This window comes from Microbispora corallina, assembly GCF_016863035.1.
GTDB classification, from domain to species: Bacteria; Actinomycetota; Actinomycetes; order Streptosporangiales; family Streptosporangiaceae; genus Microbispora; species Microbispora corallina.
Window position 1 is genome coordinate 421,148 of record NZ_BOOC01000003.1, and the last position, 23,473, is coordinate 444,620.

The 23,473-nt window shown below is 72.5% G+C and carries 22 protein-coding genes; 14 read left to right on the top strand and 8 right to left on the bottom strand.

The genetic code is table 11. The features are described 5' to 3' along the window. Window positions 1-162 precede the first annotated feature (162 nt). Entirely contained in the window at window positions 163-1,455 is a 1,293-nt protein-coding gene (locus Mco01_RS06015) for a D-arabinono-1,4-lactone oxidase (RefSeq protein ID WP_204055866.1), read from the bottom strand. A 93-nt stretch (window positions 1,456-1,548) separates the two neighbouring features. Continuing rightward, window positions 1,549-2,739, bottom strand: a complete 1,191-nt coding sequence (locus Mco01_RS06020; RefSeq protein ID WP_204055867.1) for an MFS transporter — start codon at window positions 2,737-2,739, stop codon at window positions 1,549-1,551. A gap of 181 nt (window positions 2,740-2,920) precedes the next feature. Between Mco01_RS06020 and Mco01_RS06025 the strand changes: the two genes are divergently transcribed. Beyond that, window positions 2,921-4,081, top strand: a complete 1,161-nt coding sequence (locus Mco01_RS06025; protein ID WP_239103371.1) for a lytic transglycosylase domain-containing protein — start codon at window positions 2,921-2,923, stop codon at window positions 4,079-4,081. On the opposite strand, the gene Mco01_RS06030 is transcribed toward Mco01_RS06025, so the two are convergent. Next, window positions 4,072-5,052, bottom strand: a complete 981-nt coding sequence (locus Mco01_RS06030; protein WP_204055868.1) for a ferrochelatase — start codon at window positions 5,050-5,052, stop codon at window positions 4,072-4,074. The genes Mco01_RS06025 and Mco01_RS06030 overlap by 10 nt on opposite strands. Before the next feature lie 89 nt (window positions 5,053-5,141). On the opposite strand from Mco01_RS06030, the gene Mco01_RS06035 reads away from it, so the two are divergent. Next, window positions 5,142-7,118, top strand: coding sequence for a S9 family peptidase (locus Mco01_RS06035; protein ID WP_204055869.1), 1,977 nt, complete (start codon window positions 5,142-5,144; stop codon window positions 7,116-7,118). A 16-nt stretch (window positions 7,119-7,134) separates the two neighbouring features. Here Mco01_RS06035 and Mco01_RS06040 read toward each other — a convergent pair whose 3' ends face one another. Further along, on the bottom strand, window positions 7,135-8,394 hold the full coding sequence (locus Mco01_RS06040; protein ID WP_204055870.1) for a hypothetical protein: 1,260 nt from the start codon (window positions 8,392-8,394) through the stop codon (window positions 7,135-7,137). 178 nt (window positions 8,395-8,572) lie between these two features. Here Mco01_RS06040 and Mco01_RS06045 point away from each other — a divergent pair, with 178 nt between their 5' ends. Next, on the top strand, window positions 8,573-9,409 hold the full coding sequence (locus tag Mco01_RS06045) for an inositol monophosphatase family protein (protein WP_275410468.1): 837 nt from the start codon (window positions 8,573-8,575) through the stop codon (window positions 9,407-9,409). A 79-nt stretch (window positions 9,410-9,488) separates the two neighbouring features. On the opposite strand, the gene Mco01_RS06050 is transcribed toward Mco01_RS06045, so the two are convergent. Continuing rightward, the gene (locus tag Mco01_RS06050) at window positions 9,489-9,653 is read right to left on the bottom strand and encodes a hypothetical protein (RefSeq protein WP_198167441.1); all 165 of its coding nucleotides are present in this window, start codon (window positions 9,651-9,653) and stop codon (window positions 9,489-9,491) included. A gap of 243 nt (window positions 9,654-9,896) precedes the next feature. Between Mco01_RS06050 and Mco01_RS06055 the strand changes: the two genes are divergently transcribed. The 5 genes from Mco01_RS06055 (at window position 9,897) to Mco01_RS06075 (ending at window position 15,173) form a co-directional block, all read left to right on the top strand. Beyond that, window positions 9,897-10,550, top strand: a complete 654-nt coding sequence (locus Mco01_RS06055; protein WP_204055872.1) for a response regulator transcription factor — start codon at window positions 9,897-9,899, stop codon at window positions 10,548-10,550. 37 nt (window positions 10,551-10,587) lie between these two features. Further along, window positions 10,588-12,027 (top strand): sensor histidine kinase, encoded by a 1,440-nt coding sequence (locus tag Mco01_RS06060; protein ID WP_239103372.1) that lies wholly within the window; start codon window positions 10,588-10,590, stop codon window positions 12,025-12,027. 261 nt (window positions 12,028-12,288) lie between these two features. Next, window positions 12,289-12,588 (top strand): DUF4193 domain-containing protein, encoded by a 300-nt coding sequence (locus Mco01_RS06065; protein WP_030454398.1) that lies wholly within the window; start codon window positions 12,289-12,291, stop codon window positions 12,586-12,588. A 20-nt stretch (window positions 12,589-12,608) separates the two neighbouring features. Next, window positions 12,609-13,361: a hypothetical protein gene (locus Mco01_RS06070; protein ID WP_204055873.1), complete on the top strand. Its 753-nt coding sequence runs from the start codon at window positions 12,609-12,611 to the stop codon at window positions 13,359-13,361. A gap of 405 nt (window positions 13,362-13,766) precedes the next feature. Further along, on the top strand, window positions 13,767-15,173 hold the full coding sequence (locus Mco01_RS06075) for an alpha,alpha-trehalose-phosphate synthase (UDP-forming) (protein ID WP_036330280.1): 1,407 nt from the start codon (window positions 13,767-13,769) through the stop codon (window positions 15,171-15,173). Here the strand turns inward: Mco01_RS06075 and Mco01_RS06080 are convergent. Next, window positions 15,163-15,480, bottom strand: coding sequence for a DUF4235 domain-containing protein (locus tag Mco01_RS06080; protein ID WP_239103373.1), 318 nt, complete (start codon window positions 15,478-15,480; stop codon window positions 15,163-15,165). The genes Mco01_RS06075 and Mco01_RS06080 overlap by 11 nt on opposite strands. 69 nt (window positions 15,481-15,549) lie before the next feature. Here Mco01_RS06080 and valS point away from each other — a divergent pair, with 69 nt between their 5' ends. From valS to Mco01_RS06110, 6 genes are all read left to right on the top strand, one after another. Then, window positions 15,550-18,114 (top strand): valine--tRNA ligase, encoded by a 2,565-nt coding sequence (valS, locus tag Mco01_RS06085; RefSeq protein ID WP_204055874.1) that lies wholly within the window; start codon window positions 15,550-15,552, stop codon window positions 18,112-18,114. 152 nt (window positions 18,115-18,266) lie between these two features. Continuing rightward, window positions 18,267-19,514 (top strand): AI-2E family transporter, encoded by a 1,248-nt coding sequence (locus Mco01_RS06090; RefSeq protein WP_239103374.1) that lies wholly within the window; start codon window positions 18,267-18,269, stop codon window positions 19,512-19,514. A gap of 11 nt (window positions 19,515-19,525) precedes the next feature. Beyond that, the gene (gene dut / locus Mco01_RS06095) at window positions 19,526-19,984 is read left to right on the top strand and encodes a dUTP diphosphatase (RefSeq protein WP_204055875.1); all 459 of its coding nucleotides are present in this window, start codon (window positions 19,526-19,528) and stop codon (window positions 19,982-19,984) included. A 61-nt stretch (window positions 19,985-20,045) separates the two neighbouring features. Continuing rightward, window positions 20,046-20,747: a DUF3710 domain-containing protein gene (locus tag Mco01_RS06100; RefSeq protein WP_344056408.1), complete on the top strand. Its 702-nt coding sequence runs from the start codon at window positions 20,046-20,048 to the stop codon at window positions 20,745-20,747. 180 nt (window positions 20,748-20,927) lie between these two features. After that, on the top strand, window positions 20,928-21,320 hold the full coding sequence (locus Mco01_RS06105) for an OB-fold nucleic acid binding domain-containing protein (protein WP_036330273.1): 393 nt from the start codon (window positions 20,928-20,930) through the stop codon (window positions 21,318-21,320). Window positions 21,321-21,336: 16 nt separating this feature from the next. Next, on the top strand, window positions 21,337-22,023 hold the full coding sequence (locus tag Mco01_RS06110; protein ID WP_204055876.1) for a DUF3159 domain-containing protein: 687 nt from the start codon (window positions 21,337-21,339) through the stop codon (window positions 22,021-22,023). 67 nt (window positions 22,024-22,090) lie between these two features. Here Mco01_RS06110 and Mco01_RS06115 read toward each other — a convergent pair whose 3' ends face one another. Both Mco01_RS06115 and Mco01_RS06120 read right to left on the bottom strand, forming a co-directional pair. Beyond that, a complete protein-coding gene (locus tag Mco01_RS06115) occupies window positions 22,091-22,750 on the bottom strand; it encodes a potassium channel family protein (protein WP_036330271.1) in 660 nt (219 codons plus the stop codon). After that, window positions 22,750-23,418, bottom strand: coding sequence for a potassium channel family protein (locus tag Mco01_RS06120; protein ID WP_204055877.1), 669 nt, complete (start codon window positions 23,416-23,418; stop codon window positions 22,750-22,752). The genes Mco01_RS06115 and Mco01_RS06120 overlap by 1 nt, the downstream gene beginning before the upstream one ends. Window positions 23,419-23,473: the final 55 nt, after the last annotated feature.

A 23,473-nucleotide genomic window follows, 5' to 3' on the forward strand; every position in this document is an offset into this window, starting at 1 on the left:
CCTGGGGGAGGGTCTCATCCTCTGCTTGCTCCCTCGGTTCGAGTGGCGCGCCGGGCTCAGGAGTGCCCGTGCCCCGCACTGTGCCCGCCCACAGGCCGGCGCGGGCAACGCGACACGCGCACGGCGCAGGACCGTGGAGAGGGACTTTACGCGGCCTTGGCCTCAGCTCTCCCGCGACGCGCCGAGCACCCGGTCCAGGTAATCGTTGGCGAAGACCCCGTCCGGGTCGAGCGTGTCGCGCAGCGCGACGAAGTCGCCGAACCTCGGGTAGACGGTCCGCAGGTAGGAAGCGTCGCAGGTGTGCAGTTTGCCCCAGTGGGGACGGCCCTCCAGCCGCTGCATGATCTCCTCCACGCCGTCGAAGTAGGCCTGGTTGGGCGTGGGCCGGTAGATGTGGCACGCGACGTACGCCGAGGACCGGCCGTACGCGGTGGACAGCCAGGCGTCGGACGGCGGCGTCACGCGGACCTCGACCGGGAACGTGACCGGCCAGCCCGAGCGCTCCATGAGGTCGCGGGTCTCGCGCAGGGCGCGGGCCAGGTGCTCGCGCGGGACCGCGTACTCCATCTCCAGGAACCGCACCTCCCGCACGGAGGTGAAGACCTTGTACGACGTGTCCACGCACTCGGACGCCCCGAGGGCGCGGGCCGACAGGGCGTTGATCCGGGGGACGGTGCGGGGGAGCCGGGCGCCGACGGCGCAGGCGGCGCCGAAGACGGTGTTCTCCAGGAAGACGTTGTCGAGCCACCGCTTGACGGCGGCCGGCGGCCGGGCGGGGCCGGGTGTGCGGTTGTTCCGCTTGACGAGGCAGGTGTCGGTGTGGGGCAGCCAGAAGAAGTCGAGGTGGTCGTTGCCCGCCGTGAGCTCGTCGAGCGAGTCGAGGATCGCGCTGAACGCCATGGGCGCCCGCCGGTGGTGCAGCAGGAACGCCGGCTCGACCCGGAACGTCACGGCCGTGATGATCCCGAGGGCGCCGAGGCCGACGCGGGCGGCGTCGAACAGGTCGCCCTCGCGCACGGTCGCCGCCGAGCCGTCGGCGAGGACGAGGTCGAGTTCGAGGACCTGGTCGGCCAGGCCGCCAACGTGGCGCCCGCTGCCGTGGGTCCCGGTCTGGATCGCCCCGGCGGCCGTCTGCGCGGTGATGTCGCCCATGTTGGCCAGGGCCAGCCCGCGCCGGTCGAGCTCCTCGTTCAGGGTCCTGATCGGCGTCCCCGCGGCGACCTTGACCCAGCCCTCGCCCGCGTCCAGGACGCCGGTGAGCGCGGTGGGCCGCAGCAGGATGCCGTCGGTGAGCGCCACCCCCGTGAACGAGTGCCCCGAGCCGATCATCCTGACCCGGCGGCCGGTCTTCGCGGCGTCCCGGACCGCCTGGGCGACCTCACCGGCCGACGCGGGCGTGCGGACCTCCGCGGGCGCGGCCGACTGGTTGCGCGCCCAGTTCACGAAGGCGTCCATGCTCCTCCTCGCGGAGGCCTGTCGCGGATCCTCCGCCTGCGGCCCACCCTATGGGCCGGAAGGGAACATGAACAGTGCTCATGAAGCGGCGCGTCAGCGCGCGCTGTGCCGGGCCCGGACGAGCGCCGAGCCGCCCAGTCCCACCGCCACGGCCAGCAGCGCGCTGGCGTAGGCGAACCCGTACGCGTTGGACGCGCCGTAGAGGTCGGTGAGCCGGCCGCCGGCCCAGGCCCCGATCGCCACGCCGAACCCGATGGACGTCGAGATCCACGACATCCCCTCGGTGAGCTGCCGGGCCGGGACCAGCCGCTCGATCAGCGAGAAGCCCGTGATGAGGGTGGGGGAGATCGACAGCCCCGCGAAGAAGAGGGCGACCGCCATGAACCGGATGTCGTCCACCAGCAGCACCGGCGTGAGCCCGGCGGCGAACAGCGACAGCGCGCGCACGAACCGGCTGCGCAGCGTGATCTTCCAGTGCCGGGAGCCGAACCACAGGCCCGAGACCATGCTGCCGCACGCGATCGACGCGAGCAGCAGGCCGGCCGCGCCCTTGCTGCCGTGCTCGTCGGCGAACGCGACCGAGATCGTGTCGACCGAGCCGAAGACGGCGCCCATCGCGAGGAACACGGCCGACAGCAGCGCGACGCCGGGGATGGCGATCGGCGACCCCGCCGTCCCGCGCTCGCGCACGACCGGGGGCTCGGTGGAGCGCATCGCGGCGAACGCCAGCGTGCCGCCCACCGTGAGGACGATCGCCACGATCAGCCCGGCGTACACGTTCACCCCGGTCGTCAGCGCGGTCACGAACGCCGGGCCGCTCACGAAGACGACCTCGTCGGCCACCGACTCGAAGGAGAACGCGATGTGCAGCCGGGAGGGGTCCTGGAGCACGTGGGACCACCGGGCCCGGACCATCGAGCCCAGCGAGGTGGCGGTGGCGCCGGCCGCGGCGCCCGTGGCGTACAGGGTCCACTGCGGTTCGTGGGCGTGCGCGCACAGCAGGAGCCCCGACAGCGAGGCCGCGTGCAGGAAGACGAACGGCACCAGCACCCGGGCCTGGCCGAACCGGTCCACCAGGCGGCCCGACAGCGGCGCGGCCACGGCGTACGCGAGCGACACGACGGCCGCCACGGCGCCGGCGGTCGCGTAGGAGCCGGTGAGCGCGGAGACGAGCAGCACGACGCCGATGCCCAGCATGGACATGGGCATCCGCCCGACGAATCCCGCGACGACGAACCCCTTGGTTCCTGGCGCGCCGAACAGCCCTCGATACGGCCCGACCATCACGCGTTCCCTTCGGCGCCTGAGCTGTCCGGGCCGGCCGTTGGGGGAGCTCGGCGGCCACGGGGTCATTGCTTCCCGGGGCACGCGGACTGCGATTTTTCCAGTTTGACCCTGACGCACATGCCTAAGGTGTGGCAAGTGATTTTTCCGTCTTTGGGGTGAAGGGTTTAACGTGAGCGGCGTGCCCACTCTTCCCGCCGCGACGCTTCGCACGTTCGTGGCAGGACTGGCCGCACTCATCACCGCCGTGATCGCCCTGGGCAGCCTCGTCCTCGTGACGGAGGACGGACGGCCGGCGGCGACGATCCAGCAGGACGGCGACCCGGCGGCGGCCGGCGGGCTGCGGCCCGACCCCACGCTGCCGTCGAACTCGCCGGTCATCGGCGGCCCGGGGATCCAGGTCACCCCGCCGGACCTGATGGCCATCAGCCCGGCCGCCGTGTCGATGAGGACGCTGCGGAAGATCGCGAAGCTCCGCCACGTGCAGAAGGTCGCGGCGGCCGACGGCGGCACGGTGCGCGTGTCGGGCACCGCCCTGCAGTTGCTGGCCGTGGACCCGGCCCAGTTCCGGTCGTGGACGCCCAAGGCGGTCGCCGAGCATCCGGAGGTGTGGAGCGCGCTCGCGCGCGACGAGTTCGTCGCCGACGGGGGAACGATCAAGCGGCTGGGCATGGTCCTGGGCGCGGAGTACCAGCTCGACGGCGGCCCCCGGCTGCGCGTGGCCGCCTCGGCCTCGCTCGGCCTGCCGGGGGTGGACGGCCTGGTGGGCAAGGACCTCGGACGGCGGCTCGGGTTCTCCTCCGCGGTCGTGGTGCTCGTCCACGGCGACTCGCCCTCGCTCGACGCCCACGCCGTCGCGCGCCTGCTCGGCCCGAAGGCCCAGGTGGTCAGGGTCGGCGCGGCCGTACGCCGGGCGGCCGCCCCCACGCCGTCCGCGCCGCCGGCCCAGGCGCTCGTCGGCCGGCCCGAGAGCTACCTGGAGCTCTACCAGCGGTCGGCGGGCGTCTGCCCCGGCCTGTCGTGGACGGTCCTGGCGGCCATCGGCCAGGTGGAGAGCGGCCACGGGCGCAACAACGGGCCCTCGTCGGCCGGCGCCCTCGGGCCCATGCAGTTCATGCCCGCCACCTGGAAGGCGTACGGCGTGGACGGCGACGGCGACGGCGACGCGGACATCTGGAGCGCCTACGACGCCGTCCCGACGGCCGCGAAGTACCTGTGCGCGAACGGCGCCGGCCAGGGCGGCGACAAGCTCAGGAAGGCCGTGTGGTTCTACAACCACTCCTGGGACTACGTGGACAAGGTCCTGTCGCTCGCCGACGCCTACGCCCGCACCTACTCCTGACGGGCCGGCCGGACCGGGGCGGGGCAGCAGGTCGCCGCGCACGGAGCGGGCTCCGGCTCCTCCAGCAGCTCGCGGACCATCGAGACGAACCTCGGGTGGACGCCGGCGGTCGCGGCCCGCGTCAGCGGCATGCCGAGCTTGTCCGCGGTGGCGGCCGCCTCGACGTCGAGGTCGTACACGACCTCCATGTGATCGGAGACGAACCCGACGGGCACGAGCACGGCCGCCGGGACCCCCTCGCCGTGCAGCGCCTCCAGATGGTCGCAGACGTCGGGCTCCAGCCAGGGCACGTGCGGGGGGCCGCTGCGGCTCTGCCAGACCAGGTCCCACGACCGGCCGGGGTCCACCTGCTCCGTGACGAGCGCCGCGGCCGTCCGCAACTGCGCCTCGTACGCCCCGCCGGTGGGGCCGGCCGTACGGGCCATGGAGACGGGGATGCTGTGCGCGGTGAAGACGAGCCGGGCGTCGTCGCGCACGCCCTCGGGCAGCCGGGCGAGCGCCTCGCGCGTGTGGTCGGCCATCGCGGCGACGAAGCCGGGGTGGTCGTAGTAGTGCCGCAGCTTCACGATCTCGGGCGCGCCGGGCACTGCGGCGCGGGCGCGCGCGATGTCGTCGAGGTACTGCCGGCAGCTCGAGTAGGAGCTGTACGCCGCGGTGACGAACGCGGCCGCCTTGCGGACCCCGTCCTGCGTCATCCGCCGGACCGTGTCCTCCAGGAACGGGTGCCAGTTCCGGTTGCCCCAGTAGACGGGCACGTCGACGTCGAGGGCCGCGATCAGGTCACGGCACTGCCGGTTGATCGGGCTGACCCCGCCGAAGCCCTGGTAGTGGGCCTCGACCTCGAGCAGCCGTTCGCGGGGCACCCCCCGGCCGCGCACCACGTTCTCCAGGAACGGCATGACGTCGCCGGGCTTCTCCGGCCCTCCGAAGGAGACGACGAGCAGGGCGTCGTACCCGTTTGTGCTCCCCATGTCCCCACACCCTACGCGGGCTGACCGGCGGTCCGGCGCGTGACGGCGGCCCCTTGGGCTCCTCCGCTGGATGGCGATAGGTTCGACCGGTGACTGATTTTCCTGACATCCGTGAGTACGTCGCTCTGCCGCGCGTGCAGTCGCTGCGACTGTCGCCCGACGGGACGCGGCTCGTGTCCGTCGTCCAGTCCCTTCTGCCGGACGGGGCGTCGTACGGCACGGCACTGTGGGAGATCCCGCTCGACGGCGGGGGCGAGCCGCGGCGGCTGACCCGGTCGTCGAAGGGCGAGGCGGGCGCGGAGTTCGCCCCCGACGGGAGCCTGCTGTTCGTCTCCCGCCGCCCTGACGAGACGGTCAAGGACTCCGGCGAGGAGGTCCCCGCGCTGTGGCTGCTGCCCGAGCGTGGCGAGCCGGTGCGGATCGCGCGCCGTCCCGGCGGCGTCGGCGCCGTGCGGACCGCGCGGGACACGGTCGTGTACGCGGCCCAGGTGCTGCCGGGCGACCTGGCCACGGAGGAGGAGCGCCGCAAGGGCCGCAAGGAGGCGGGGGTCTCCGCCATCCTCCACGAGGGCTACCCGGTCCGCTACTGGGACCACGACCTGGGCCCGGCCGGCACCCGGTTCTTCGCCGCCCGTCAGGTGCGGGACGGCCTGGAGGACGAGCGCGACCTCACGCCCGACACGGACGGCGCGCTGAGCGACCACCTGTCGTTCGACGTCACCCCGGACGGCTCCGCCGTCGTCACCACGTGGCGGGTGCGGCTGCCCAACGGCGAGGTGCGCGAGGAACTCGTCGCCCTCGACGTCGCGGACGGCTCCCGGCGCACGCTCGGCTCGTCCGACGCGCACGACTTCGGCGGCCCCGTCGTGGTGTCGCCGGACGGACGGCACGTCGCCTGCACCCGGGAGCGGCACGGCACCGAGGAGGTGCCGGTCGAGGTGGACCTGTGGGTCGTCGACCTGGAGACCGGCGAGGGCCGGGCGGTCATGGAGCGGGTCTTCCCCGCGTTCGTCGCCTGGGCGCCCTCGTCCCGGGAGCTGTTCGTCGCCGCCGACCACCAGGGCCGCCGGCCGATCTTCCGCGTCCCGCTCGACGGGCCCGCCGCGCGGCTCACCGGCGACGACGGCGCGTACGCCGAGCTGTGCCCGGCGCCCGACGGCTCGGTCTACGCGCTGCGCGGCGCCGTGGACGCGGCCCCGGCGCCGGTGCGGGTGGCCCCCGACGGCGCGGTGACGCCGCTGCCCTCGCCGACGCCGCCGCTCGACCTGCCGGGCACGCTGACCGAGGTCACGGCCACCGCCGACGACGGCACCGAGATCCGCGGCTGGCTGGTCCTGCCCGCCGGCGCGTCGGCCGAGAGCCCGGCGCCGTTCCTGCTGTGGGTCCACGGCGGCCCGCTGTCGAGCTGGAACGACTGGAGCTGGCGCTGGAACCCGTGGATCATGGCGAGGCACGGCTACGCGGTCCTGCTGCCCGACCCGTGCCTGTCCACCGGGTACGGCCAGGAGATGATCGACCGCGGCTGGGGCGAGTGGGGCCCGGTCACCCACGCCGACCTCATGGCGATCACCGACGCCTGCCTCAAGCGGCCGGAGATCGACGAGCAGCGCGTCGCCGCGATGGGCGGCTCGTTCGGCGGCTACATGGCCAACTGGATCGCGGGGCACACCGACCGCTTCCGCGCGATCGTCACCCACGCCTCCCTGTGGAACCTCGACCAGTTCGCCGGCACCACCGACGGGGCCAACTACTGGCAGCGGGAGTTCGGCGTGCTCGGGTCGGAGCGGTACGCCCGGCTGTCGCCCCACCGCTCGCTGGAGGAGATCCGGACGCCGATGCTGGTGATCCACGGCGACCGGGACTACCGGGTGCCCATCGGCGAGGCCCTGCGGCTGTGGTGGGACCTGCAGAGGTCCGGCGTCGAGTCGAAGTTCCTCTACTTCCCGGACGAGAACCACTGGGTGCTCAAGCCCGGCAACGCCGTGGCGTGGTACGAGACGGTTTTGGCCTTCCTCGCCCAGCACGTCCTCAAGGAGGAGTGGGTGAGGCCGCCGTCCCTCGGCTGATCCCTCAGAGCCGGGATCAGGGCCGCCAGCCGTAGACGACGGAGGTGGACGCGGACATGTCCGGCGCCGCCGGGTAGGCCGCGCCCACCGCCCAGAAGCGGCCGGTCCCCGGGACTCGTGCCAGCCCCCGGAGCACCACCCGCCCGCCCGGGATCGGCGGCTCGGCCGACGTGGCGGGGCCGGTGGGCGTCAGGGTCAGCACGGCGGTGTCGGCCGCGACCGCGTCCTCGTCGCCGATCGTGCTCGCCACCACGGCCCGCAGCCCGCCGTGCCCGTCGACGACCGCCGCGCCGGTGAACCGCCAGCCCTCGGGCACGGCCACGGCCCGCCAGGCCCGCCCGTCCCAGTGCGCGGCGATCGGGTCCCTCACCGGGTCGCCGTCCCCCTCCGGATCGGGGCGCCGTCCGTACGTGCCGTACGCCCAGACGTCGCCGTCCGAGGCGGCCACCACCCCCTGGAGGTCGAGCGAGTTCTCACGGGTGTCCGCCGGCAGCGCCCCCCCGAACCCGACCGGCTGCCACCGGCCGCCGGGCGGACGCCGGTACAGCCCCGAGTCCCAGCGCCGCATGTCCTTCGTGACCGCCCAGTACGTCCCGGACGGCGGCACGGAAAGCGCCTGGACCGCCAGGCGCGCCCCGGGTCCCGGCATCCACCGCCAGGGGCCGCCCTCGGACAGCCAGACCGCGGTGTCCTCGCCGCTCAGCGCCCATGCCTGCCCCCGGCCCGCCGAGCCCAGGGAGGCGAACGACCCGTCGCCGGCCGGCGACCACCGCGCCCCGTCCCAGTGCAGGACCTGGCCGCCGTGACGTCCCGCCCGCAGCATCAGCCAGACGTCGTCCGGCCCCGAGGCGGCCGCGGCCACCGGAGCGGCGGTCGTCTGCGCCAGGTCGTACCTGGTCCAGCGGGCTCCGTCCCAGCGCAGCGCGACCGGATGGCTGCGCTGCGTCCCTGTGACCCCGAACGCCCAAGCCGCTCCGGGAGCCGTGGCCACCACGCAGGTCATCTCGTCGAAGACGCCGTAGTCGGCGAGCACGCGCAGCCGCCACGGTCCCGACTCGTCGGCCGGGACCGTCACGGGCCGGTGCTCCGCCGGCGGATTGTCGGGATACAGATAGTCCCAGGCGCCCCGGAAGCCCGTCCCCGGGGTGGCCGAGGCGGTCGCCGGCGGCCGCGCGGACCCGCGTTCGCGGGCGTGCGGCGTGGCGCAGGCGGCGGTCAGCACGGCCACGGCGGCGGCGACCGCCAGCGCCGGAGCGGGCAACGCACGGGGGCTCATGGAGCATGGGACGCGCGAATGCGTCGTGAAGTTCGGGCCGGCCCGATCCTGCCGACCGTTGCATGGGCGCGGAGCCGCACGGCGGGCGGCCGTCGCTCCGCTGATCGCCCGGGTGACCTTCCGTTCACCCCGGTTTGGCAGGATGTGGTGCGAATCGGACGAGGAGGGGGCGGTCGGAGTGGCCGAGTACGGACAGGGACCGGAACGGGACGAGGCGGAGCCGCCGGACAGGGAGACGCTGCTGGCGCTCGCTGTGGAGATCGCCGAGGAGGCCGGCGAGATGCTCCTCGCCAAGCGGCCCGACCGGCCCGAGGTGCTCGCCACGAAGTCCAGCCCCACGGACGTGGTGACCGCGCTCGACCGGGCCGCCGAGGAGCTGATCCGCGCCCGCATCGGCGAGGCCAGGCCGCACGACGCGATCCTGGGCGAGGAGGGCGGCGACACGCCCGGCACGGGCCGCGTGAAGTGGGTGGTCGACCCGATCGACGGCACCGTGAACTTCCTGTACGGCCTGCCCGACTGGGCCGTGAGCATCGGGGTCGAGGTGGACGGGGAGATCGTCGCCGGGGCCGTGCACAACGTGCCCCGGGGCGAGCTGTTCTCCGCCTCCAAGGGCGGCGGGGCCTGGCTGAGGGGTGAGCGGCTGAGCTGCAACACCGGCGTCCCGCTCGACCGGGCCCTGATCGCGACCGGGTTCGGGTACGGCGTGGCCCGCCGCCGCGTCCAGGCCGAGGTGGTGGCGCAGGTGCTCCCGCGGGTGCGCGACATCCGGAGGATCGGCTCCTGCGCCCTCGACCTGTGCGCGGTCGCGACCGGCCGGGTCGACGGCTACTACGAGCGCGGCGCCAACTACTGGGACCACGCGGCGGCCGGGCTGGTCGCCACCGAGGCCGGCGCCCGCGTCGGCGGGCTGAACGGCAGGCCGGTAGGCGTGGACATGCTCCTGTGCGCGGCGCCGGGCCTGTTCGAGGACCTGCACGACCTGCTCGTGCCCCTCGACCCCGAACGCGACTGACCGTCCGCCCGGGCCGGTACGGCTCCGGACACGGCTGAGGGGGCCCGCCGTCGCGGCGGGCCCCCTCAGTCACGAATGGTCAGCGCTGGATCGGGATGCCGTGATCCTCCGCGAGGCGGTGCAGATCCTCGATCTCGGCGGTGAGGGTGTCGGCGAGGAAGTCGTCCCCGCTCGTCGTGGCCTCTTCAAGACCCTTGTAGGCCTGGTCGAGCCTGGTTTCGATCGTGGTCGTGAACTCGCCCATCTCACCTTCTTTCTCAGGGGGCGAATGTGCCGTGCGTGGTCCCCGAACGCGGATCCTGGAGAGAGCGCGCCCTTCCCCGGCACACGACAATGAGGTGTAGCCCCGGGCCTACCCACCTTCGGGCTTGCCTCAAACCACCCAATTCCTGTGCTCTACCTCACGTAGAGCGCCGGAACCGCTTACCGGCGTCTTACGTCGAATATGGCCACAATGAAGGCGTTGTGCCTGATGAGGAGGACTTCGATGCGTGTGCTAGTGGTGGAGGACGAGCGGGTGCTCGCGGACGCGATCGCCACCGGCCTCCGCCGTGAGGCGATGGCCGTGGACGTGGCCTACGACGGCGCCGCCGCGCTGGAGAAGACCGGGTACATCGACTACGACGTGATCGTGCTCGACCGCGACCTGCCCAGGGTCCACGGCGACGAGGTGGCCCGCCGACTCGTCGCGCAGCGTTCCGCGTCGCGGATCATCATGCTGACGGCCGCCGGCGACGTGGACGCCAAGGTCGAGGGCCTGGAGCTGGGGGCCGACGACTACCTCGCCAAGCCGTTCGTGTTCATGGAGCTGGTCGCCCGGGTGCGGGCGCTCGGCCGCCGCTCCGCGCCGCCCCTGCCGCCCGTCCTCGAACGGGCGGGCATCAGGCTCGACCCGGGCAAGCGCCTCGTGACGCGGGACGGCAACGAGGTGCCGCTCACGAAGAAGGAGTTCGCGGTGCTGGAGGAGCTCATGCGCGCCGAGGGCGCCGTGGTGAGCCAAGAGGACCTGCTCGACAAGGCGTGGGACGAGAACATCGACCCGTTCACCAACGTCGTCCGGGTCACGATGATGACGCTGCGCAAGAAGCTCGGCGAGCCCCAGGTGATCGAGACCGTGCCGGGAGTCGGGTACCGACTGTGATTGTGATTCGTACCTGCGGATGCCGGGAGGTGGGGACGTGAGCGAGCGGGGCGAGCAGCGCGACCGGTCGTCGGGGCGCCCCGAGGGGCCCACCGCGCCCCAGATCCTGCCCGCCCCCACGTCCGAGTGGCGCGGGGACGACACGCAGCCCGGCGGCTCGGGCCGGCGCATGGCATCGGCCATGGGCACCGGCCCGTACCGCAGCCAGGTCCCGCCGCCGCCGAGCGGCCCGCCCGCCTGGGACGGCCCCCCGCCCCTCACGGCCCACCCCATGCAGCGCGCCAATCTCCTCGACGAGATCAAGGCGCTGTCGAATCGCATGAGCGTGCGATGGAGGCTCACGCTCACTTACAGCGCCCTGTTCTTCGTCGCCGGCGCGCTGCTGCTCTTCGTGATGTACCTCCTGGTGCGGCCCGTCCTCGACACCGCGCTGCACGTGCGCCTCTCGGTTCCGGACGACACGCCCCAATGGCTGATCGACTACTGGAACCAGGAGATCACGGTCAGGAACGCCTCGGTCACCGACACCGTCCTGCAGAGTTTGATCACACGAGGCCTCATGGCGCTGCTGGGGGTGGGAATCCTGGCGCTGATCCTGGGGTACGTGGTGGCCGACCGGGCGCTGCGGCCGATCAAGAAGATGACGGGGACCGCGCGCAAGCTGTCGGAGACCTCGCTCGCCCACGAGCGGATCGACCTCCAGGGCCCGGACGACGAGCTGAAGGAGCTGGCCGACACCTTCGACGCGATGCTGACCCGGCTCAACACCGCCTTCGACGCCCAGCGGCGGTTCGTCGACAACGCCTCCCACGAGCTGCGGACCCCGCTCGCGATCAACCGGACCGTGCTGGAGGTGGCGCTGTCCGACCCGGAGGCGTCCGAGGACCTCAAGGTGCTCGGCCGCACCCTGCTCGGCACCACCGCCCGCAACGAGAGGCTGATCGAGGGACTGCTGCTGCTCGCCCGCAGCGAGCGCGAGCTGTCGGTCCGCAAGCCGGTGGACGTCCAGGAGGTGGCGCGGACCGCGGTCGAGCAGCTGACGCCTTTCGCCGAGGAGGAAGGGGTCACGGTCGAATACGACCTTCATCCGGCGGCGACGACAGGAGATCCCGTTCTCATCGAACGGTGTGTCTCGAACCTCGTCGAGAACGGTATTAAGCACAACATCGGCGCATCCGGAAAAGTCTGGATCCGTTCGGGAATTGTCGACGGGGGTGCCGTTGTTCAGGTCGCGAACACGGGACCGCATGTTCCCGCGTACGAGGTGGAGAGCCTGTTCGAGCCGTTCCGGCGACTGAACGCCGACCGGGTGCAATCCGCCAAGGGCGCGGGTCTCGGGCTGTCCATCGTGCGCGCGATCGTGCGCGCGCACGGGGGCCGCGTGGCCGCCGTTCCCCGAGACGGCGGGGGGCTCGTGGTGACGGTACGTCTATCGGGAACCGGGGTGACTCCTGGGTTGCCGCAGTCGGCGCGCTGATGGAGCGTGCGCGCCGCACATGTGGTTGGATGTGCCGTCGAACACGGTGGGGTCATACCGTCGATACTGTGGTTTGCGCCATATTTGGCTAACCAGAGCCTTAGGCGGCATACCCCTCCCGTGCCGGAAGGTTCATCGTTCGTCCAAGCGGGTACCGATTGCACAATTTCCCGGCCCCCGCGGGCACAACGACGGCCTCCCGAGCGTTGAAGACGCGCGACACAGGCGCAGGCAGATAGATGAGGGGGATGGAGTACGCAGATGGCTACCGACTACGACAGCCCGCGTAAGACCGACGACGACCTGAGCGAGGACAGCCTTCAGGAGCTTCAGGCACGACGGAGCGACAAGTCGTCGGGCAGCATCGACATCGACGAGACCGACCTCGCCGAGTCGCTCGAGCTGCCGGGGGCGGACCTGTCGAACGAGGAGCTCTCGCTGCGGGTGATTCCTCGGCAGGCAGACGAGTTCACCTGCTCGCGGTGCTTCCTGGTGCACCACCGCAGCCAGCTGGCCTCAGAGAAGAACGGCCAGCAGGTGTGCCGGGAGTGCGCCGCCTAGGAGACCCATAGGAGGATCCGTTGACTTCAGACGCGGATCGATCGAACGACGAGGTGGCCGACCTGGTCGGCAAGCTCGTGGCCCCTGGGGAGACGGACGGGGCCGAGCGGCGTCGGCTGCTCGGCCGCCTCAGCGGAGCGCTCGCGGAATCGGCGAGGAAGGCGCGCGCGTCGGGGGCGGGACGGGGACGATGGCTCGCCGACGTGTTCATGAACATCGCCCCGCGGTTACCGGTCAGAGACTACGCCACCCTGCAGGAGCACCACTACGGGCTGACCGGCGAGCAACTCGCCGACGACCTCGTCCGCACCGCCGGCAAGGCGACCATGGCGGTCGGCGCGGTCGGCGGAGCGCTCGCCGCTGCCGAGTTCGCGGCGCCGCCGCTCCTGCTGTCGGCCCCCGCCCAGATCGTCGCCGAGACCCTCGTCGTCGCCGCGATCGAGGTCAAGCTCCTCGCGGAGCTCCACGAGGTGTACGGCGTGAAGGTCCCCGGGAACGGCTCCCAGAGGGCGACCGCCTTCGCCCTCGCCTGGTCCAAGCAACGCGGCGTGACCCCCCTCGCGCCAGGCTCGGCCACCCTCGCCCTCGGCACCGCCGCCAAGACCGCCCTGCGCAACCGCCTGATGCGCACCCTCGGCCGCCACCTCACCACCCTCGGACCCTTCCTCACCGGCGCCGTCGCCGGAGGCGCCCTCAACCGGGCCGCCACCCGCAAGCTCGCCGAGGCCGTACGGGCCGACCTTCGCCACCAGCGCGCCCTGCCCCCCGCCTGAACCCTTCGCTCTGTTTGCCTGCCTCGCCTCCGGCGAGGCGGGCTCGGGGCGCGCTTCAGGCCGCGGGTCGTGCCGGAGGCGCGCCATGAGCACTTCCTTCGTCGCGCTCTGGTCGCTGCGCTCCCGCGCGCTCCTCAGTCCAGACACGGCCGCGCCCCTCGCTGTTTGCCTGCCTCGCCTCCGGCGAGGGGGCTCGTCGTGATCTCGCCGGGCCGAATCGGGGCCTCCGGGCCGACCCCATCGGGGGGTAGGGAACTGTCACCCGCAGGTCCGACGCTTGGAGACCTCGGGTGACGCCGATGAGATCATCCTCACACGTCAGAGCGTGAATTGTGCACGTCCTTACGGGTATGGGTGGCCTTGGTGGCTTTCCGTTTGGTGGTCACAGGCGACCCTGGAGGGTTAATGCGTGGCACCAGCTCGTTTCTGATCGTCGCGAACCGCCTCCCGGTGGACCGGGTGGGGGACAAGGAGTGGCGGCGCAGCCCCGGCGGGCTCGTGACGGCCATCGCCCCCGTGATGCAGCGGCGCGACGGCGCCTGGCTCGGCTGGACGGGGGCGGCGGGCGAGGAGCTCAAGCCGTTCGACCACGAGGGCATGCACCTCATCCCCGTCCCGCTGTCCGGGCTCGAGGTCGAGCTGTACTACGAGGGGTTCTCCAACGCCACCCTGTGGCCCCTCTACCACGACGTCGTGGCCAAGCCGACCTACTCCCGCGTCCTGTGGGACGCCTACCGGGCGGTCAACGACCGCTTCGCGCGGGCCGCCGCCGACGCGGCCGCCCCCGGCGCCGTCGTCTGGGTGCAGGACTACCAGCTGCAGCTCGTGCCGGCCATGCTCCGCAAGCTGCGCCCCGACCTCAAGATCGGCTTCTTCCTGCACATCCCGTTCCCGCCGGCCGAGCTGTTCAACCAGCTCCCGTGGCGCAACGAGATCCTGGAGGGCCTGCTCGGCGCCGACCTGGTCGGCTTCCAGCGGCCCGGCGGCGCGTCGAACTTCGTCCGGCTGTCCCGCCGGCTGCTCGGCCTGCAGAACCACCGCAACGAGATCCTGATGGAGGGCCGGACCGTCCGCGCCGAGGCGTTCCCCATCTCCGTGGACTTCGGCGAGCTGGACCAGCTCGTACGCGAGCCGCGCGTGCTGCGCCGGGCCAAGGAGATCCGCGCCGAGCTGGGCGACCCCGAGCACGTGCTGCTCGGCGTGGACCGGCTCGACTACACCAAGGGCATCGGCCAGCGTCTCAAGGCGTTCGGCGAACTGCTCGACGACGGCGCGATCAAGCCGGGGGAGGCGGTGTTCGTCCAGGTCGCCACGCCGACCCGCGAGCGCGTCGACGAGTACCGCCGGCTGCGCAACGACATCGAGCTGCGGGTGGGCCGGATCAACGGCGAGCACGGCGTGATCGGCCGCCAGCCGATCTCCTACCTCCACCAGTCGTACAGCAAGGAGGAGCTGGCGGCGCTGTACTGCGCGGCCGACGTCATGGTCGTGACCCCGCTCCGCGACGGCATGAACCTGGTGGCCAAGGAGTACGTCGCCTGCCGTCACGATCTCCGCGGGGCGCTCGTCCTCAGCGAGTTCGCCGGGGCGGCCGACGAGCTGCGCCAGGCCTTCCTGGTGAACCCGTACGACATCGACGGCCTGAAGCGGGCCATGCTGGCCGCGATGCGGGCCACCCCGCACGAGCTGGCGCGCCGCATGCGGTCGCTGCGGCGCCGGGTGGCCACGCACAACGTCGACAAGTGGGCCAGCGACTTCCTCACGGCCCTGGAGTCGGGGGAGGGCGTCGCGGAGGAGCAGCTTACGGCGTGAGGTCCTTGGCGGCGTCCTTCCAGGAGCGCCACTTCTTGGCGGCCGCCCGGGTCGCGACGATCCGGGTGACCTCCATGCCCAGCCCCATCACCACGGCGTAGGCGATCGCCTCGCCGAGGCTGATGTCGGGGGAGTCGGCGCTCGCCGGCGGCTTCCGGCCCGTGGCCTTCTCCCACGCGAACGCCAGGACCTTGCGCGAGGCGAACCCCACCACCAGGCCGAGCAGCCCGCCGACGAGCCGCCACTGCATGTCCGGCTTCTCCGAGGCGCCCAGCTCCCGCCGGGCCTCCCGCGCCATGTCCGCCATGATTCCTCCTCGATAACGACCTTAGTGTCTCCACGCCGGGAGTCGGCGCACGCCATACCATGTGGAGGCATGACCGAACAGCGACTCCCCGCAGCCATGCCCGAGAAACCCGCACTCGACGGCCTGGAAGCGGTATGGGTAGAGCGCTGGGAGGCCGGGGGCGTCTACCGGTTCGACCGGACGCGGAGCAGGGACGAGATCTACTCGATCGACACGCCGCCGCCCACCGTGTCGGGGTCCCTGCACGTGGGTCACGTCTTCTCCTACACGCACACCGACACGATCGCCCGGTTCCAGCGGATGCGGGGGCGCGAGGTCTTCTACCCGATGGGCTGGGACGATAACGGCCTGCCCACCGAGCGCCGCGTGCAGAACCACTTCGGCGTGCGCTGCGACCCCTCGATGCCGTACGACCCGGAGTTCGTCCCGCCGGACCGGCCCGACCCCAAGCGGCAGGTGCCGATCTCGCGGAGGAACTTCATCGAGCTGTGCGAGCGGCTCACCGCCGAGGACGAGAAGGCGTTCGAGGAGCTGTGGCGCCGCCTCGGCCTGTCGGTCGACTGGTCGATGACCTACGCGACCATCGACGACGGCGCGCGGGCCGCGTCCCAGCGAGGGTTCCTGCGCAACCTCGCCCGTGGCGAGGCGTATGTCTCGGAGGCCCCGACGCTGTGGGATGTCACGTTCCGCACCGCGGTGGCCCAGGCGGAGCTGGAGGACCGGGAGTGGCCCGGCGCCTTCCACCGGATCGGCTTCGACCTGTCCCCCGGGCAGCGCGACAGGGGCTTCGGCGACCGCGTGTGGATCGAGACGACCCGCCCCGAGCTGATCCCGGCCTGTGTGGCGCTGGTCGCCCACCCGGACGACGAGCGCTACCGGCCGCTGTTCGGCACGACGGTCCGCACCCCGGTCTTCGGGGTCGAGGTGCCCGTCGTGGCCCACCACCTCGCGGAGCCGGACAAGGGTTCAGGCATCGCGATGATCTGCACCTTCGGCGACGTCACCGACGTCACCTGGTGGCGCGAGCTCGACCTGCCGACCCGCCCGATCATCGGCTGGGACGGCCGCCTGCTCCCCGAGCCGCCCCAGGGCGTCCCCGCCGAGCCGTACGGGGAGCTGGCGGGCAGGACCGTGCACGGCGCGCGCGAGCGCGTGGTGGAGATGCTGCGGGAGTCCGGCCACCTGGACGGCGAGCCCCGCCCGATCCGGCGCCCGGTGAAGTTCTACGAGAAGGGCGACCGCCCGCTCGAGATCGTCACCACCCGCCAGTGGTACATCCGCAACGGCGGCCGGGACGCGGGCCTGCGGGCCGCGCTGCTCGATCGGGGCCGGGAGCTGGTGTGGCACCCGCCGCACATGCGGGTCCGGTACGAGAACTGGGTCGAGGGCCTGGCGGGCGACTGGCTCATCTCCCGGCAGCGCTTCTTCGGCGTGCCGATCCCGGTGTGGTACCCGCTCGACGCGGAGGGCGAGCCCGTCTACGAGGCGCCGATCACGCCGCCGGAGTCGGCGCTGCCCGTCGACCCCTCGTCCGACACGCCTCCCGGCTTCACCGAGGACATGCGGGGCAAGCCGCTCGGCTTCGTGGCCGACCCGGACGTCATGGACACCTGGGCGACGTCCTCGCTGAGCCCGCAGATCGCGGGCGGCTGGGAGCGGGACGACGACCTGTTCCGCCGGGTCTTCCCGATGGACCTGCGGCCCCAGGCGCACGAGATCATCCGTACCTGGCTGTTCTCCACGGTCGTCCGGGCCCATCTGGAGCACGGCGGGCTGCCGTGGCGGCACGCCGCGATCTCCGGGTGGATCCTCGACCCGGACCGCAAGAAGATGTCGAAGTCCAAGGGCAACGTCGTCACGCCCGTGAGCCTGCTGGAGGAGTACGGCTCCGACGCCGTCCGCTACTGGGCGGCCAGCGGGCGGCCGGGCACCGACACGGCCTTCGACACCGGCCAGATCAAGATCGGCCGCCGCCTGGCCATCAAGATCCTCAACGCGTCGAAGTTCGTGCTGGGCTTCGAGCCCAGCGGGACGCCGGAGGTCACCGAGCCGGTCGACCGGTCGATGCTGGCGGCCCTGCGCGCCGTGGTGGGCGAGGCCACCGAGGCGTTCGAGGGCTACGACTACACGCGGGCCCTGGAGCGCACCGAGCGGTTCTTCTGGGCCTTCTGCGACGACTACGTCGAGCTGGTGAAGGCCAGGGCGTACAACGGCGACCCGTCCGCCGTGGCGGCGCTGCGGCAGGCGCTCGACGTGCTGCTGCGGCTGTTCGCGCCGTTCCTGCCGTTCGTGACCGAGGAGGTCTGGTCGTGGTGGCGCGCCGGGTCGGTGCACCGCGCCGCCTGGCCCTCCCCGGACGACCTGGCGCCGGGCGCGGACGGCGACCCGGCCGTGCTGGACGCGGTCGGAGAGGTCCTGCGGCAGGTCCGCCGGGCCAAGTCCGAGGCCAGGCTCTCGATGCGCGCCGAGGTCTCCCGGCTCGTCGTCAGCGGCGCCCAGGCCGGCCTGGTGCGCCAGGCGCAGGACGACCTGTGCGCCGCGGGCAACGTGGAGGAGTTCGTGCTGGAGGCGCCCGCCGAGGCCGCGGCGGACGCGGACGCCCCGCTGACCGTGACCGCCACGCTGGGGGCCTGACCCGTACGGAGGCACGGAGCACGGGTACGACACCCCGTCCGGGCAAAGTCCTGGCAAGGACTTTCCCGGACGCGGGTCGCGGTCCCCCGCCCGCGGTGGACGCCGGGTAAAACGGCTGCGCGTTTGGAGCGCGGACATGCCAGGCTGGACAGGTGATCTCGTCTAACCGACGCGAGAGCGAGGGTGTCCCTCCGGCTCTCGTCACGATGGCCGCGTGGAGCTGGCGCCTGCTGCTGCTCGGCGCGATGATCTACGTCGTCTCGCTGATCATCGGCCGGCTCAGCTTCGTCGTCCTGCCGGTGGCGGTCGCGCTGCTGCTGACCGCCCTGCTGTACCCGCTGACGAGGCGGCTGCGCACAGCCGGCCTGCGGCCCATATACGCCACCTGGATCACCATGCTGCTGGGCCTCGCGCTGATCGTGGGCATCGGCTTCATGATCGGCCTGCGGGCCAACGAGGAGTTCCCGCGTCTGGTGGCGCAGGTCCAGCAGACCGCGCGCAACGCCCAGGACTGGCTGCTGCACGGACCGTTCCACCTGAAGGAGGCGCAGATCGCCGACTTCGTCGACGAGCTGAGCAGCCAGGTCAACCAGCAGCGCAGCCAGATCACCAGCACGCTGCTGACCGGCGCCACAGCGGTCGTCGAGGTGCTCACCTCGATCGTGCTGATCCTGTTCATCACCTTCTTCCTGCTGAAGGACGGCGACCGGATCTGGACCTGGTTCCTGCGGGCCTTCGGCCGCGCAACGCCCCGGGTCGACCGGGCGGGCCGTGCGGCGTGGGCGACGATCTCCCACTACGTGCACGGCACGGTGGCCGTCGCGGCCATCCACGGGATCGTGATCGGCGTGGTCCTGGCCGGGATGCGGGTGCCGCTGTGGGCGCCGCTGGCGGTGCTGGTCTTCCTGGCCAGCTTCATCCCGATCGTCGGCATCCTCTTCGCGGGCGGCCTCGCGACGCTCGTGACCTTCGGCTCGCAGGGCTGGTTCTACGCGCTGATCTTCGTGGGCATCCTGGTGGTCGAGCAGCAGTTGGAGAACCACGTGCTCCAGCCGCTCATCGTCGGCCGGGCCCTGGCGTTCCACCCGCTGGCGATCATCCTCGTCCTCGCGGTCGGCGGCGTCCTCGGCGGCATCGCGGGCGCCGTGGTGGCCGTGCCGCTGACGGCGGTCATCTACCGCGCCCTGCCCGAGCTGCGACGCGACCAGCAGGCACTCCCGGCGGCCGAGCATCCCGACGCGCCGGCGCCGCCCGAGCCGTCCGACGAGCTCACCGGGCAGGAGGTGCCGCCGGCGGTTGCGGCATCTCCGGACGAACCGGGACAGCCCGAGCCCGAGCCTGACGCGGCACACTCTCCGGCGACGGCCGGAGAGGCGGTCTCGCCCCACCGCAACAGGTAGGGTCTTGCCTCGTGAGCGAGCGTAACGTGGAAGCGGGCGTCGAGGTGCTGATCCACCGGCTCGACCCGGGGCTTCCGCTGCCGTCGTACGCCCATCCCGGCGACGCCGGGGCGGACCTGTACGCCGTGGAGGACGTGGAGCTCCTCCCCGGCGAGCGGGTCGTGGTGGGCACCGGCGTGGCCATCGCGCTGCCGGACGGCTACGCCGCGTTCGTCCACCCGCGCTCCGGGCTGGCCGCCGCGTTCGGCGTGACGCTGGTGAACGCCCCCGGCACGGTGGACGCGGGCTACCGGGGCGAGATCCGGGTGACGCTGCTCAACACCGACACGAAGAACGCGGCACGGCTCAGGCGCGGCGACCGCATCGCCCAGCTGGTGATCCAGCGGGTGGAGAGGGCCGCCTTCTACGAGGTGGACCGCCTGCCCGGCTCCGTCCGGGGCGCGAACGGCTTCGGCTCGACAGGGGCCTGACCGGGCGGGGGAGCGCCGGGGCAAGGCCGCCGGCGGCCCCTCGATCGGGTGAGCCGCAGACATGAGGAGAGTGAAGGAAGTGTTCGGACGCCGGCGACGCGCGGAGGAGGAGACGGCACCGGTCGTCGCGCGGGAGGAGAGGCCCGCCCCGGACCCGGCCCGTGAGAACGGCCCGTGGGACGCGCAGGAGGGATACCCGGAGGCCGAGCGGGTCGACCTGGGCGGCCTGCTGCTGCCCATCGGACCGGGATTCGAGGTGCAGCTCAGCATGGCGGGCGAGCACATCGACGGCGCCGTCGTCCTCGTGGAGGAGAGCGCCCTCCAGCTGCACGCGTTCGCCGCCCCCAAGCGGAGCGGCATCTGGGAAGAGGTGCGGGCCGAGCTGGCGCGCGAGGTCGGGGCCGCGGGCGGCACGGCGCGGGAGCAGGAGGGCCCCTTCGGCCCCGAGCTGGCCGCGCAGGTCCCGGCACAGGGGCAGGGGCAGGGGCTCCAGCCTGTCCGGTACCTCGGGGTGGACGGGCCGCGGTGGTTCCTGCGGGCCGTGATCAGCGGACGGGCCGCGCTCGACGAGGCGGCCGCGGCCGTCCTGGAGGACGTGGTGCGCGGGGTCGTGGTCGTCCGGGGCGACGACCCGATGCCGCCCAAGGAGCCGATCCAGCTGCGGCTGCCGGCCGAGGCCCGGCAGGCCGTCGAGCAGCAGGCGGCCGAGCAGGAGGAGTTCCGGCCGTTCGAGCGGGGTCCGGAGATCACCGAGACCCGCTGAGCGCGCGGGGGACCTCCCGGTCCTCCGCACGTTGAACATGCCGGGGGCAAGCCGTGCCCTTTCCCGTCCTTCTGGCCGGGGGACGCCTCACGTATGCTGCGGGGGAACCGTCCCCTAACCTTGAGACGGCACGACCACGGTCCGCGGGAACCGCGGACGAGGAAGCTGGGTGAGCGACCGATGGGCACGCCGGAGCCTGCCAAACGCGGCGGACTGCGGGGCTTCTTCCACCGGCTGACGACGAGTCAGGCCGAGCTGGAGGCCGCTGAGCTTCAGGAGGACCTGGGGCGCCAAGGCGCGACGCCGATCGCCCGGTGCGGCGGCCGGCAGAGGTTCTGCGTGGCGGGTACGCTGCGCACCGTCACCCTCCGGCCGCGCGGAGGCGCGCCGGCCCTGGAGGCGGAGCTGTACGACGGATCCGACGTTATCGACCTCGTCTGGCTCGGCCGCCGCAAGATCGTCGGCATCGAGCCCGGCCGGGTGGTCAAGGCCGAGGGCCTGGTGAGCGTCCAGGACGGCCGTAAGGTGATGTTCAATCCCCGCTACGAGCTGCGTCCGGCTGGTGGCCCGTGATCTCTCAGGAGACCGTATGAGCACAGCGGACATGGCGGCCGCGCCGGCGGCGCACGCGACCGTCGAGGCGGCCGTCCGTGCCCAGATGAGCAAGGCGCTGGGTGGCAGGAGGGGGATCGTCGAGGCGGCGGTCCCCACCATCGCGTTCACGGTGGCCTTCGTGGCGACCAGTGAGCTGAAGCCGTCACTGGTGATCGGCATCGGCTCGGCGGTGATCCTGCTGCTCCTGCGGATCGCGCAGCGGACCACGCCGCAGTTCGTGCTCAACAGCCTGGTCGGCATCGGGATCGGCGCGTTCTTCGCCGCCCGGACCGGCGACGCCAAGGACGTCTTCCTGCCGGGGATCCTCTACAACGGGGCGTACGCCGCCGGGATGCTGCTGTCGATCGCGGTCCGCTGGCCGATCGTGGGCTTCCTCATCGGATCGGTCACCGGTGACCCGACGGCCTGGCACTCCGATCCCGCCCTGGTGCGCCTGTGCTCACGGCTGACGTGGCTGCTGATGCTGCCGTGCCTGCTGCGCGTCGTCGTCCAGCTCCCGCTGTACTGGGCGAACCAGGTTGCCGCACTCGGCATCGCCAAGATCGCGCTCGGCTGGCCGCTCCAGGTGGCCGGCCTGGCCGCCATGGTGTGGGTGCTCGCCCGCGGGCGCACCCCCATCCAGCCGGCCGACCCGCCGTACGGGCCGGAGCAGCCGGCCTGAACGGCCGCACCGACGTGAGACGGCCCCGGACCTCGCCAGGTCCGGGGCCGTCTTCGCGTGCGGGGTGTCAGTGGGCCGACAGCAGTGCCGACAGCTGCTGCTCGACCTCCTGGCTCGCCACGAACAGCAGTTCGTCGCCGGCCTCCAGCGGGTCGTCGGCCGAGGGGACCAGCACCCGGCCCTCGCGCAGGATCGCGACGAGCGCGGCGTCGACCGGCCACGGCACCGACCCGGCCCGCTGGCCGACGACGGGGGCGTCCTCGGCGAGCGTCAGCTCCACCAGGTTGGCCTGGCCCTGGCGGAACGTCATCAGGCGCACCAGGTCGCCCACGCTGACGGCCTCCTCGACCAGGGCCGACAGCAGGCGCGGCGTGGACACGGCCACGTCGACGCCCCACGACTCGTTGAACAGCCACTCGTTCTTGGGGTGGTTGATCCGCGCCACGACCCGCGGCACGCCGTACTCCGTCTTGGCGAGCAGCGAGACGACGAGGTTGACCTTGTCGTCGCCGGAGGCGGCGATGACGACCTGGCAGCTGTTCAGCCCCGCCTCGTCCAGCGAGGAGATCTCGCACGCGTCGGCCAGCAGCCACTCGGCGCGCGGGACGCTCTCGATCTTGATGGCGCGCGGGTCGATGTCGATGAGCAGGACCTCATGGCCGTTCTCCAGGAGCTCGGCCGCGATGGAGCGGCCGACGGCTCCGGCGCCGGCGATGGTGACGCGCATCAGTGCTCCTCGTCGGATGGCGGGCCGGACAGCACCTTGTTGATCCGGTCCATGTCGTTCTCGGCGGCGACCAGGTGGATCAGGTCACCCTCCTGGATGACGGTGTCGTCCTTGGGGACCAGCGCCTCGCCCATCCGGTTGACGAAGGCCAGCCGCGCGCCCGTGGCCTCCTCGATCGCCCGCGCCCGGGTGCCGATCCAGCCCTGGTGGAAGGCGACCTCCGCGAGGATCACCGTGCCGGTCGGGTCGCGCCACAGCGGCTCGGCGCCCTCGGGAAGCACCCGGCGCAGGATCTGGTCGGCCGTCCAGCGGACCGTGGCGACCGTGGGAATGCCCAGCCGCTGGTAGACCTCCGCCCGGCGGGGGTCGTAGATGCGGGCCACGACGTTGTCCACGCCGAACATCTCCCGCGCCACGCGCGCCGAGATGATGTTGGAGTTGTCGCCGCTGCTGACGGCGACGAAGGCGGCGGCCGAGCTGATGCCGGCCTCCTCCAGCACGTCGCGGTCGAAGCCGATGCCCGTCACCCGCCGTCCGCGGAAGCCGGCCCGGAGCCGGCGGAAGGCCTGGGGATCGCGGTCGATGATGGCGACCGAGTGCCCGTTGTCCTCCAGGATGTGCGCGAGAGTCGACCCGACCCGCCCGCATCCCATGATCACGATATGCATGCTCCCCCGCCGTGCCGTTGTGGCGGACTCCTATCGCAGACAGTATGTCGCGCTT